This is a genomic window from Actinocrinis sp. (assembly GCF_035946395.1).
In the GTDB taxonomy this organism is placed as follows: domain Bacteria; phylum Actinomycetota; class Actinomycetes; order Streptomycetales; family Catenulisporaceae; genus Actinocrinis.
Genome location: NZ_DASYZI010000001.1, coordinates 1 through 12,531, shown reverse-complemented (window position 1 = coordinate 12,531; position 12,531 = coordinate 1). Strand labels below are relative to the sequence as shown.

Here is a 12,531-nt window from a genome sequence, read left to right as displayed (position 1 = left end):
GCCTTTACTGCCGGTCAGGGCTGCACACAGAGAAGCTGAACGCTGGAGAGTGGACCATGGAACGACAGCAGGAGTTCGTCCTCAGGACGCTGGAGGAACGGGACATCCGGTTCGTCCGCCTGTGGTTCACCGACGTGCTGGGGTTCCTCAAGTCCGTCGCCGTCGCGCCGGCCGAGTTGGAGCAGGCGTTCGCGGAGGGGATCGGGTTCGACGGGTCCGCGATCGAGGGCTTCGCTCGGGTGCACGAGTCCGACATGCTGGTGAAGCCAGACCCCTCGACCTTCCAGATCCTGCCGTGGCGCGCGGAGGCGCCCGGGACAGGCCGGATGTACTGCGACATCTTGACGCCGGACGGCACGCCGTCGTACGCCGACCCGCGGTATGTGCTCAAGCGGGCGCTGGCCAAGGCCGCCGAGAAGGGATTCACCTTCTACACGCACCCGGAGATCGAGTTCTTCCTGTTCAAGGGGCAGCCCGCGGCGGGCGAGGAGCCGACGCCGGTCGACTCGTCCGGGTACTTCGACCTGACGCCGCACGGAGTAGGGCACGACTTCCGGCGACAGGCGATCACCCACTTGGAGTCGATGGGGATTTCGGTTGAGTTCAGTCATCATGAGGCTGCGCCCGGGCAGCAGGAGATCGACCTGCGGTACGCCGATGCGCTGACCACTGCCGACAACATCATGACCTTCCGGCTGGTGGTGAAAGAGGTCGCGCTTGAGCAGAACGTGTACGCGTCCTTCATGCCGAAGCCGCTCAATGAGCATCCTGGTTCCGGAATGCACACGCACCTGTCGCTCTTTGAGGGCGACCGGAATGCCTTTAACGAGCCGGGCGCCGAGTACCAGCTGTCGAAGGTCGGGCGGTCGTTCATCGCGGGCCTGCTGCGGCACGCCGGGGAGATCACCGCGGTCACGAACCAGTGGGTGAACTCGTACAAGCGGCTTTCGGGGGGCGGCGAGGCGCCCGCGTACATCAGCTGGGGGCACAACAACCGTTCGGCTCTGGTGCGGGTGCCGATGTATAAGCCGGGCAAGAGCCAGTCGACGCGTGTGGAGATGCGTTCGCTGGACAGCGCGTGCAATCCGTACCTCGCGTACGCGGTGCTGCTGGCCGCGGGGATGAAGGGCATCGAAGAGGGATATGAACTTCCGCCTGGCGCTGATGACGACGTGTGGACGCTCACGCGAGCTGAGCGGCGCGCGTTGGGCATCGAGCCGCTGCCGGCATCACTGGACGAGGCCGTTCGGGTGATGGAGCGCAGCGAGTTGGTCGCCGAGACGCTGGGCGAGCATGTGTTCGATTTCTTCCTGCGCAACAAGCGGGCGGAATGGGACGAGTATCAGCGTCAGGTTACGCCATTCGAGCTGAAACGGTATCTTCCTGTTCTGTGATCACGAACCGGTAACGCCCGGTTGTGCCTCGAACTCTCCCTGAAGTTCACCTGTGGGTAACTCGTGCGTGTGCGTCAGGTCCGCACACCAGAGCAAGCTCTTACACCGCAGATGCTGCCAATCGCCGAGGACCCCCGATCTCGGCAATCCATTGGGAGGGGACGACGTGGCCAAACTTCCACGCACCATCAAGCAGGTCGGCAAGCGTCCGGCCGTGATCGCCGGGACCGCCGCGGCAGCCGCGCTGGGACTGACATTCGCCCTGGCGCAGCCGAGCTGGGGCGACGGAAACATCGTGAATCCCGCGCAGCCCGGCGACGGTGGCACAGTGCTGCTGAGCGGCGGTGGCGATGGAACCGCCACGCCGATCAAGCATCTTGTGGTGATCTTCAACGAGAACATCTCGTTCGACCACTACTTCGGCACCTACCCGAACGCTGCCAACACCGACGGCACCAAGTTCGTCGCCAAGAAGAACACCCCGGCGGTCAACGGCCTGGCCAACGGGCTGCTGACGAACAACCCGAACGGCGTCAACCCGGCGCGCCTGACTCCCAGCCAGGCGCTGACCTGCGACCAGGGCCACGGCTACGCCGCCGAGCAGAAGGCCTACGACAACGGCCTGGCGGACAAGTTCCCGCAGTTCACCGGCGTGGAGACCTGTTCGGCGCCCGACCAGGGCGTGCCGGGCCTGGTGATGGACTACTACGACGGCAACACCGTGACCGCGCTGTGGAACTACGCGCAGAACTACGCGATGAGCGACAACTCGTTCGACACGGTGTTCGGCCCCTCGACCCCCGGTGCGGTCAACCTGATCTCGGGTGAGACCGGCGGCGGCTACGCGGTCACCGCGGCGGGTGCGAAGACCACCGACGCGGGTGTCGTGGCCGACGCGGACGCGAACGGGATCGGCACCGTCATCGGCGACCCCGACCCGGCGTTCGACGACTGCGCCAACGGCAGTGACCACCTGGTCATGACCGGCAAGAACATCGGTGACCTGCTCAACGCCAAGAACGTGAGCTGGGGCTGGTTCCAGGGCGGCTTCGCGGCGAGCACGCCGGCCACCGCCACCAGCAAGGCGGTCTGCGCCACGACGCACAACAACGTGGGCGGCGCGTCGATCCGCGACTATAGCCCGCACCACGAGCCGTTCGAGTACTACCAGTCGACGGCCAACGTGCACCACACCCCGCCGGCCTCCGTCGCGGAGATCGGCCACAACGGTCCGGCCAACCACCAGTACGACCTGTCGAACTTCTACCAGGCGGTCTCGGCCGACAACCTGCCGGCCGTCTCGTTCCTGAAGCAGGCCGAGTACCAGGACGGCCACGCCGGCTACTCGGACCCGACCGACGAGCAGGCCGGTGTGGTCAACGTGGTCAACGCCCTTGAGAAGTCCAAGGACTGGAAGAGCACCGCGGTCGTCATCGCGTACGACGACTCGGACGGCTGGTACGACCACGTCGCCCCGCCGAACGTGAACTCCTCGAACTCGGCGACCAACGACGCGCTCAACGGCGCCGGCCTCTGCAACAGCCAGTCCCGTGCCCCGCTCGGCGGAGAGAAGGACCGCTGCGGCTATGGCCCGCGCCTGCCGCTGCTGGTCATCTCGCCGTTCTCGAAGAGCAACTACGTCGACCACTCGGTGACCGACCAGAGCTCGATCCTGAAGTTCATCGAGGACAACTGGAGCACCGGCTCGACCGGTGCCGGCTCGTTCGACAACGTGGCCGGCTCGCTGAACTCGATGTTCGACTTCTCCAAGCACGACGCCGACCGGATCTTCCTCGACCCGACCACCGGCGCGGTCCTCGACGACTAACAGTCGGCCGACCGGTCGCGAGTCGTACCACTCAGGCGGTGTTCGGCCAGTGCAGGCCGGCCATCTGCTTGATCAGCGAGGCCATGTAATCGCGTAGCTCCTGCGGCGTGTCGCCCCCTTCCGGAACGAAGTGGGGGGCGGCACGCCGTAGCAGTTGCAGGCCGAGCAGTACCGAGTAGGCGTGCGTCATGGACAGCTGAGCCTGTTCGGGGTCCTCGCCCTCCTGCTCGCGCAGGCGCAGCGAGAACTCCATCCGCTTGCGCAGGATCCGGTTGATGGCCGGGCCGATCACCGGGTGATCGGCGTTCCACAGCAGCACCATGAAGATCTGCATGTCCCGGTCCGAGTCGGCGAGCAAGGCCACGGCGGCCCGGTGCCGGGCGGAGGCGTCGGGGATGCGCTCAAGCCGCGCGGTCGGTTCGTCGGTCGCGGTCTGCTCCCATTGGGCGACTGCCGCTTCGAGCAGGGCGTTGCGGTCCCGGAAGTGCCAGTAGAACGAACCCTTGGTGGCGCCGAGCCGTTCGGCCAGCGGCTCGACCGCGACGGCGCGCAGCCCGTCGCGTCCCAGGGCGTCGAGCGCCGCCTCGATCCAGTCCGCTTGGGTCAGGGTCTTGCGTTCACGGTGGCGGACCCGGCCGGAGAGTGTGTGCTGCGGGGCGTTTTCCTGGTCCGCTTGGCCGGGTCGCTGGGACGGGGTTCCAGAGGGGGGGACGGGGGCGGAGGCTAGGATGCTGTCGCGCATGGCGTCACCGTAGCGCAGCGGAGGGTAATCGCGTGGGCTGTGACTCTTTTGAGCGAACCGGATTGGAACTCGCGTCATTTTCGGCAATCCGGAGTTTCCGGGGTAGACGGGGGTAGACCACGGTGGTGGCCCGCCTTTCCGGGATGGGGTCGGCCGTTCCGGCGAGTTCTGATTCCGCAGCTTTGGCGACCGGGTGTCGGTGCGGGCGGCGGGCGGTTACATTCGGGTGGTGGTCGCGGATCGAGAGCGTGAGTCCCAGGTCAGCCTGCTGGCTCGGCGGGGGTTCGGCAATCCTCGTGCCGCAGCGGCGCTGCTTACCTCCGAGCTGTTCGGGGAACTCGGGCGGGATCCGCTGGTCCTGGATGCGATCAGCCGCAGCGCAGACCCCGATCTGGCGCTGGCGACCGTGGGCAGGCTGCTGGAGGCGAGCCCGGATCCGTGGACGCTGCGGGCGACACTCGCCGCCTCGAAGCCGTTGCGCGACCGGCTGTTCGGCGTGCTCGCAGTGAGCGGGACGCTTGGCGACTTCGTGGTCCGGCACCCCGAGTCGTGGCATGTCCTCGAAGAGTTCGAGCCCGAGGATCTGGCACCCGATCCCGATCGATTCCGCGCACTGATGTTCGATGCTGTCGGCGTGGCGCCGGCTGGCGCGGCTGGGCCGCCGGTCGCGGCGGTGACGGGGCTGGCGGCGCAGGACGCGCTGCGGGTCGCGTATCGCAGGGCGCTGTTGGCGATTACCGCCAGGGACGTCGCCGCATCGGCGGATCTCTCGGTGGTGACGGCGGATCTCGCCGACCTGGCCGGGGCGACGCTCTCGGCGGCGCTGGCCGTGGCGGCGGCGGAGGATCCGGCGAGCGCCGCGCTGTGTCGACTCGCGGTGATCGGTATGGGGAAGTGTGGCGCGCGCGAGCTGAACTATGTCAGCGATGTGGACGTGGTGTTCGTCGCCGAGCCGGTACGGTCCGAAGGCGGCGGGGCAGCGGTCGACGACGCCGAGGCGCTGCGCGCGGCGTCGCGGTTGGCGTCGCGGATGATGCGGTTGTGTTCCGACAGCACGGCGGAGGGCTCGATCTGGCAGGTCGACGCGGGGCTGCGGCCGGAGGGGAAGTCCGGCCCGCTGGTGCGCACACTTGCCAGCCACGCGGCGTACTACCAGCGGTGGGCGAAGACCTGGGAGTTCCAAGCGCTGCTCAAGGCGCGGCCGGTCGCCGGTGACGAAGAGCTGGGCGCGGCGTATATCGCGATGACGAGTCCGCTGGTGTGGTCGGCCGCGTCGCACGAGCACTTCGTGGACGACGTGCAGGCGATGCGGCGGCGAGTGGTGGACCACGCGACCGATTCGCTGCGCCGCGCGCCCGGTTCGATCGCGGTTGACCGGGAACTCAAGCTCGGTCCCGGCGGCCTGCGCGACGTCGAGTTCGCGGTGCAGCTGCTTCAGCTCGTGCACGGACGGCGTGACGAGACTTTGCGCGTCTCGGCGACATTGGACGCGCTGGAGGCGTTGGCGGACGGCGGATATGTAGGACGCGAGGACGGCGCGCATCTTGCGGACGCCTATCGGTTTCTGCGCACGCTTGAGCACCGCATTCAGCTGTTCCGGCTTGAGCGCACGCACACGATGCCGGATGATCCCGTGGCCTTGCGCCGGATCGGGCGCTCGATGGGGTGGATGATGGACCCCGCCGGGGAGCTCGGGAAGGCATGGCGTGGCCATGCCCGCGAGGTGCGCCGACTGCACGAGAAGTTGTTCTACCGGCCGCTGCTGGCAGCGGTGGCCCGGCTGGACGACACCAGCGCGGCGGCGGTGCCAAGCGGCTCCGGGCCGGCCCTGCGGCTCTCCGGGAACGAGGCGCGAGCCCGGTTGTCGGCGCTCGGCTATGCGGATCCGGCCGGCGCGTTGGCGAACATCGAGGCGCTGGCGACCGGGGTCAGTCGGCGCGCGGCCATCCAGCGCACGCTGTTGCCGGTGATGCTCGGCTGGTTCGCCGACGCGCCCGACCCGGACGCCGGGCTGCTGGCGTTCCGCAGGGTGTCGGACGCTCTCGGTTCGACGCCCTGGTATCTCAGGTCGCTGCGGGACGAGGGCGAGGCGGCTTGGCGGCTGGCTCGGGTGCTGTCCTGCGGCGGGTACGTGCCGGACCTGCTGCTGCGCGATCCCGGGGCGGTCGCGCTGCTCGGTGACACCAATGCGCTGGTGCCGCGCGATCGCGCCGCCATCGAGGCGGAGATGATGGCGGTGGTCCTGCGGGCCACCAGTTCCGAGCAGGCGGTCACGGCGGTGCGGGCGATCCGCAGGCGCGAGCTGTTCCGTATCGTGTCCGCCGATCTGCTGGGACTGCTGGGGACGGCGGGCCGGGAGAATGGCCATGGTCGAGGTCACTCGCTTCCTGGTGTTCAGAGTGCCGGTGCTCGGGGGGCTGATAATCAGGGTTCTGGTATTCAGGGTCCCGGTATTGAGGGTTCCGATATTCGGAGTGCTGGCGTTGAAGGTTCGACGGTTGGTTCACGGGTGGCCTCGGGTGTTGGCGGCGGCATCCGTGATGGGCAGGCGGGCGGGGCCGGGAACGATCCGCTGGACGAGCTCGGCCGCGCGTTGACGGACGTGACCGCGGCGACGATCGAGGCGGCGCTCGCGGCCGTGATCGTGTTCCGTACGTCGGGGCGGCCTGCGGATATCGCGTCCCGTGTGTCGGAGCAGCGTGTAGATGCGGAAGCAGGTGCCAGCGCGAGCGCGGATCCGGACGCTGAAGTAGGGGCGAGGACGAGTGCGGATGTGGAAGTAGAGGCGAGCGCGAGCGCGGGTGTCAGTGTGGATGTGAGCGCGGATGTGAGCGTGACGGGCGGCAGGCCGTTGCCCACGCGGCTCGCCGTGATCGCGATGGGCCGGTTCGGTGGAGGCGAGCTCGGGTACGGCTCGGACGCGGACGTGATCTTCGTGCACGAACCTGTTGACGGCGCGGACGAGCACGAGGCCACCGCACTCGCCTTCGAGCTGGCCAATGAGTTGCGTCGGCTGTTGCAGGCGCCCGGCACCGATCCGCCGCTGTTGATCGATGCCGACCTGCGCCCGGAGGGCCGGCAGGGTCCGCTGGTGCGCAGCCTGGCCGCGTACGCCGAGTACTACAAGCGGTGGTCGCGGCTCTGGGAATCTCAGGCGTTGCTGCGGGCCACTCCGATCGCGGGCGACGCGGGCGTCGGCGCTCGGTTCACCGAGTTGATCGACCCCATCCGGTATCCGGAGAAGGGACTGTCCGAGGCCGATGCGCTTGAGATCCGGCGGATCAAGGCTCGTGTCGAGGCCGAACGCCTCCCGCGCGGCGCCGATCGGGCGCTGCACACGAAGCTGGGTCCGGGTGGTTTGTCGGATGTCGAATGGGTGGCTCAGCTCCTTCAGTTGCGGCATGCGGCGCAGGTTCCCGCACTGCGGGTCACCGGTACTCGGGCGGCTCTCGGGGCCGCGGTCGATGCCGGGCTGATGGTGGAAGGGGATCGGTCGCTGCTCGACGACGCCTGGTGTCAGACGACGCGGATGCGCAACGGCATCACCCTGGCGCGCGGGCGCCCCGCCGATCAGATTCCCACCGGAGCGCGCGATTTGGCCGTGATCGCGCGCTACCTGGAGGGTTGGGACCATGCTGGAGAGACACCCGGCGAAGGCGGAGTCGGCGCGGGCGCCGGAGGCTCGGCGGGCAGCGGCGCGCTCGATCGCCACCACCTGGACAATGAGGCGTTGCTGGACGCTCATCGCCGCCGCGCCCGGCGGGCTCGGATTGTGTTCGAGCGGCTGTTCTACGGCTGATCGGGCGGGGTGCGTCTGGTCTGTGTCGGGAATGGCGCGGGCCGCGGCGGCGTAAGTGCTGTAGCAGAGTTCGGATGTGCAGGGTTTGGATGTGTAGAGGCTGAATGTGCAGGGATTGAATGCGATGCGTTCGGATGTACGGTGCTCGGGGGTGATGCGTCGAGTCGTCGGCCGAGTTCGTCGACGAGGCGCATCCGGACCGCCTCGCGGCGTACCGCGGAAACCGTGCGCTCGTGCCGGTGGCTGATCTCGATCCAGCTCAGGTCGCCGAGTACCTCGGCGGTCAGTCGGGCTCGCTCGTCTTCGGTCCAGACCACGCCGGCGTTGCGGTGTGGCCCCGGCGCACGGCCTCTCGGCGGACTGCCGCGCCAGGTCAGCGCCGTCACCTCGGATCGCGGCACGGAGCGCACCACGGTGTTGCCGGTCACGAAGTGCAGTTGCGTTTCGTCAAACCGCACGGTCTCGGCGGTGAGGCTGACGGTGACCGGCTCGGCGCCCGAGCCGAGCCAGCCCGGACCGGCCTCGGAGGCGATTTCGAGTTCGATGACGGACACGGAGCTGCGCGGGGCGGTGGTGGACGGGGCGGACATTCTTCCTCCTGTGGTCGATTGCGGGCGGACTGTGACGTCCAGTTACCGACTATGACAGGGGGTACTGACAGAAGTTGAGAAAAGGGTGTTGAGCTGCTGGAACGTGATCACGAGGGCGGTATCACGAGAGTAATGGCGAGGGGTGGGGATGGTTTCGCGAGGGTGATGCTGCGCAGGTGCGGTACTGCTGAGGCGTGGTGCCGAGGTTGTGGTGTCGAGGTGTGGTGTCGAAAGGGGAGTGCGGAGTGTGCTGTCGGGCTGGAGAAAGGGTGTAAAAGTGCAGGTGCCCGGCTGTAGGAGCCGGGCACCTGGCGGTGGATCAGCTGGTCAGGCGGCAGATCGTCTGGCCGGACAGCTCAGTGGAGCAGTGCTTGGCAGAGCGGTGTTCAGCGGAAGAGTGCTAGCGGAACAGGGCATAGCAGAACTCTGCCGAGCTTTGCTCTCGGTGGGCGATCAGCCGGTGTACTTCTGGATCAGGGCGCCGAGCCGCGGGAGGGCGGCCTCCACGTTCTTGACGCCGCTCGGGCGCACGGTGTTGTACGCCTTCTTGATCGGGGCGCGCTCCGACTGTGCGGCGCGTGCGTCGGTGACCGAGAGCAGGGCCTCGGAGACCTCGGCGCCCTGCTTGGCCAGGAAGTCGCCGAACGCCGAACCGCCGGAGGCGACGAAGTCCGCGTAGTACGGCTCCAGCTTGGCCACGAAGTCCGGCAGCAGCGTGTCCACGGCGTCGTGGATGATGCCGGACGCGAAGGCGGTGACGGTCTTGTAGGCCAGCTTGATCGCCGTGCCGGAGATGCCCGACTTGTCGGAAACCTCCTGGTCGATCAGCGTCTGGCAGTCGGCGACGACCTTCGGGCGGTTATCCGGCGTGAGCAGGATCTCCTGAAGCGTGGCTGCCATGGCGTCTTAACTCCTTGTGGTCTGGGGCTTTACTCGGGGGGAACCGCGTGACTATGCAACATGCCCGGATGAGCCCCCGTACGGGACCGCGGCCCCGCCGACTCAGGGCCCGCAAAGGTTACCGTACTTGAGAGTCGGGTCGCCTTTCCGAGTCTTGAGCCGATTGCCCGACGACGACTTGGCGGCAGCCGGTCTGACACTCGATCAGACTCAGACTCAGGCGGGCAGGCCGAGGTCGCGGGCGATCAGGAGGCGCTGCACCTCGCTGGTGCCCTCGCCGATCTCCAGGATCTTGGCGTCCCGGTAGAACCGGGCGACCGGGAACTCGTTCATGAAGCCGTAGCCGCCGAAGATCTGGGTCGCCTCGCGGGCGTTGACCATCGCCGCGTCGCCCGCGACGAGCTTGGCGATCGCGGCCTGCTTCTTGAACGGCTTGCCGGTCACCAGGAGCGCCGCCGCGTGGCGATACGCGAGCCGGGCCGTGTGGGCGCGCGCCTCCATGTCGGCAATCTTGAACTGGATCGCCTGGTAGTCCTCGATCCGGTGGCCGAAGGCGGTGCGTTCCCGTGCGTAACGCAGCGATTCGTCGACACAGCCTTGTGCGAGGCCGGTGGCGAGTGCGGCGATGGCGATGCGGCCCTCGTCAAGGATGCGCAGGAACTGCGGGTAACCGCGACCGCGCTCGCCGAGCAGGTTCTCCTCAGGCACGCGACAGTCGTCGAAGGCCAGGCCGTGCGTGTCTGAGGCGCACCAGCCGACCTTTGAGTAACCGGTCTCGACGGTGAAGCCAGGCGTGCCGGAGGGCACGATGATCGACGAGATCTCCTTGCGGCCGTCCTGGTCCGGACCGGTCACGGCGGTGACGGTCACCAGGCTGGTGATGTCCGTGCCGGAGTTGGTGATGAAGGACTTGGCGCCGTCGATGACCCACTGCGCATCCGCGGTGCCTTCGGCCTCCAGACGCGCGCGGGTCTTGGTGGCGCCCGCGTCCGAGCCGCCGCCCGGCTCGGTGAGGCCGAACGCGCCGAGCCGTTCGCCGGCGCAGAGTTGCGGCAGCCAGCGTTCCTTCTGCGCCTGCGTGCCGAAGCGGTACACGGGCATGGCGCCGAGGCTGACGCCTGCTTCGAGCGTGATGGCCACTGACGAGTCGACGCGTGCCAGTTCCTCCAGGGCGAGGCAGAGCGCGAAGTAGTCGCCGCCCATTCCGCCGAACTCCTCGGGGAACGGCAGGCCGAACAGCCCCATTCGGCCCATCGCGGCGACCAGTGGGTATGGGAAGGCGTGTCGTTCGTAGTAGTCCCCGATCACCGGGGCGACCTCGGTGTGGGCGAACTCCTCGACGGTCTTGCGGAGTTCTTCGTACTCCGCGGGCAGTTCCGGATCGAGCACGGTGATCAGTCCTATTCCGGGGGTCAGCCCTTTGTGAGGGCTTGGACGGCTCTGGACGGAGCCGGGCGGCCGAGATGGTCGGCCATCCAGCGGGAGGTCTCGACGAGGGCCGGCAGGTCGATGCCGGTGTCGATCCCGAGTCCGTCCAGCATCCACACGAGGTCTTCGGTGGCGAGGTTGCCGGTGGCGGACTCTGCGTACGGACAACCGCCCAGGCCCCCCGCGGAGGCGTCGACGGTGGTGATACCGGCCTGGAGCGCCGCGAAGGTGTTCGCGAGCGCCTGGCCGTAGGTGTCGTGGAAGTGCACGGCCAGCCGCGCAGGATCCACGCCACGGTCGGCGAGCAGGTTGATCAGGGCACGCACGTGCCCGGGGGTCGCGGTGCCGATCGTGTCGCCGAGGCTGATCTCGTGGCAGCCGAACGCGAGCAGGCGTTCGACGACCGACGCGACTGCGGACGGTTCGACCGGACCCTCCCATGGATCACCGAAGCACATGGAAACGTACCCGCGTACCCAGAGGCCGCGCTCGATCGCGGGCGTGACCACGGCTTCGATGTCGGCGAGCGCGCCGTCCAAAGTCGTGTTGAGGTTGCGTTGGGCGAAGGTCTCAGTGGCTGAGGCGAACACGGCTATCTCACGCACGCCGCAGGCGAGTGCGCGCTCATAACCGCGCAGATTCGGCACGAGGACGGGGTAACGCAGCCCCGGACGGTGCTCAAGCAGTCGGAACAGGACATCGGCATCGGCGAGCTGCGGTACCCACTTCGGGTGCACGAAGCTGGTCGCCTCGACGACACTGGCTCCCGCGTTGGCGAGCCGCTCGATGAACTCCGCCTTCACCTCGGTCGGGACGGTCGTCTTCTCGTTCTGTAGACCGTCGCGCGCGCCGACCTCGTAGACCGTGACGTGCTCGGGCAATCCGGCGTGGGGGAAGACCTGGGGGAGCCGGGCGGTCATGACGACCCCTCACTCCCGGCCGAGTCACCGGCGTCGATGAGACCCGTGTCGATCACGAAGAGCTGCGCGCCGATCGGGACGCGGTCGCCGACTGCCGCGTCAACCTGCGCGACGACGCCGTCGTGCGGCGCGGTGAGTGTGTGCTCCATCTTCATCGCCTCCACGACGCCGAGGGGCTCGCCTGCCGACACCTGCTGACCGGCCGCTACCTTGACGGCGATCACCGTGCCGGGCATGGGGGAGCGGACGATGCCATCGGGCGCTGCTGCTTCGGGGCCGGTGCGATTGACTGAAGAATTGGCTGCTGAGGACTGCCCGGGGCGGGTGCGCGCCGGGAGCGGCGGGCCTGCCAGGCGCCAGCCGTCGCGCAGGTCGAACGGCGTTGGGCCGTCCGGGGCGAGGCGTGCTGTGAAGGGCAAGTCCGGGTGGCGGTCGAGCCAGGCGGTGTCGATGGCTGCGTCGGCGAACTGCGTCGAGCCGAGCAGGGTTCGTAGGAAGGTGAGGTTCGTCGTCAGGCCGTCGATGCGCGTGTTGGCGAGGGCGTTGAGCAGGGCGTGGCGTGCGGATTCGCGGTCGTGGCCAAAGCCGGTGACTTTGCCGATCATCGGGTCGTACCACGGTGATACCTCGTCGAACGAACGTAAAGCAGTGTCGATGCGTACGGTGTTAGTGCGCGCAGTACCAGGCCATGCGACGACGCTGGCGCGTCCGGCCTGCGGCAGGAATCTGTGCTCTGCGTCTTCGGCGTAGACGCGGACCTCGATCGCGTGTCCGCGAGCCGTGACGTCTTCCTGCCGCAGCGGTAGCGGTTGGCCCGCCGCGATGCGGATCTGGAGTCCGACGAGGTCGAGGCCGGTGACCGACTCGGTGACCGGGTGTTCGACCTGGAGCCGGGTGTTCATCTCAAGCAGGAAGAACTCGTCGTCGGCG

9 protein-coding genes are annotated in these 12,531 nt (G+C 68.1%); 3 read left to right on the top strand and 6 right to left on the bottom strand.

Annotation, left to right across the window (positions count from 1 at the left end; all coding sequences use genetic code 11):
* Positions 1-56 precede the first annotated feature (56 nt).
* Together VGS97_RS00045 and VGS97_RS00040 are read left to right on the top strand one after the other, a co-directional pair.
* Positions 57-1,394 carry a glutamine synthetase family protein gene (locus VGS97_RS00045; RefSeq protein ID WP_349261909.1) on the top strand — a complete coding sequence of 446 codons (1,338 nt, stop codon included), beginning with the start codon at positions 57-59 and terminating at the stop codon, positions 1,392-1,394.
* A 295-nt stretch (positions 1,395-1,689) separates the two neighbouring features.
* Positions 1,690-3,222 carry an alkaline phosphatase family protein gene (locus tag VGS97_RS00040; RefSeq protein ID WP_349261908.1) on the top strand — a complete coding sequence of 511 codons (1,533 nt, stop codon included), beginning with the start codon at positions 1,690-1,692 and terminating at the stop codon, positions 3,220-3,222.
* 31 nt (positions 3,223-3,253) lie between these two features.
* Here the strand turns inward: VGS97_RS00040 and VGS97_RS00035 are convergent, their stop codons facing one another.
* The gene (locus VGS97_RS00035) at positions 3,254-3,964 is read right to left on the bottom strand and encodes a TetR/AcrR family transcriptional regulator (protein ID WP_326851030.1); all 711 of its coding nucleotides are present in this window, start codon (positions 3,962-3,964) and stop codon (positions 3,254-3,256) included.
* Between the two features lie 226 nt (positions 3,965-4,190).
* Here VGS97_RS00035 and VGS97_RS00030 point away from each other — a divergent pair, with 226 nt between their 5' ends.
* The gene (locus VGS97_RS00030; protein ID WP_414641603.1) at positions 4,191-7,763 is read left to right on the top strand and encodes a bifunctional [glutamine synthetase] adenylyltransferase/[glutamine synthetase]-adenylyl-L-tyrosine phosphorylase; all 3,573 of its coding nucleotides are present in this window, start codon (positions 4,191-4,193) and stop codon (positions 7,761-7,763) included.
* Here VGS97_RS00030 and VGS97_RS00025 read toward each other — a convergent pair.
* The 5 genes from VGS97_RS00025 to VGS97_RS00005 form a co-directional block, all read right to left on the bottom strand.
* Entirely contained in the window at positions 7,754-8,353 is a 600-nt protein-coding gene (locus VGS97_RS00025) for a hypothetical protein (protein ID WP_326851028.1), read from the bottom strand. The genes VGS97_RS00030 and VGS97_RS00025 overlap by 10 nt on opposite strands.
* 453 nt (positions 8,354-8,806) lie before the next feature.
* On the bottom strand, positions 8,807-9,253 hold the full coding sequence (locus VGS97_RS00020; protein ID WP_326851027.1) for a DUF6918 family protein: 447 nt from the start codon (positions 9,251-9,253) through the stop codon (positions 8,807-8,809).
* A 216-nt stretch (positions 9,254-9,469) separates the two neighbouring features.
* Positions 9,470-10,642, bottom strand: coding sequence for an acyl-CoA dehydrogenase family protein (locus VGS97_RS00015; RefSeq protein ID WP_326851026.1), 1,173 nt, complete (start codon positions 10,640-10,642; stop codon positions 9,470-9,472).
* Positions 10,643-10,665: 23 nt separating this feature from the next.
* Entirely contained in the window at positions 10,666-11,601 is a 936-nt protein-coding gene (locus VGS97_RS00010) for a hydroxymethylglutaryl-CoA lyase (protein ID WP_326851025.1), read from the bottom strand.
* A partial coding sequence (locus VGS97_RS00005; protein WP_326851024.1) for a biotin/lipoyl-containing protein occupies positions 11,598-12,531 on the bottom strand: 934 nt, incomplete at its 5' end. The genes VGS97_RS00010 and VGS97_RS00005, both read right to left, overlap by 4 nt.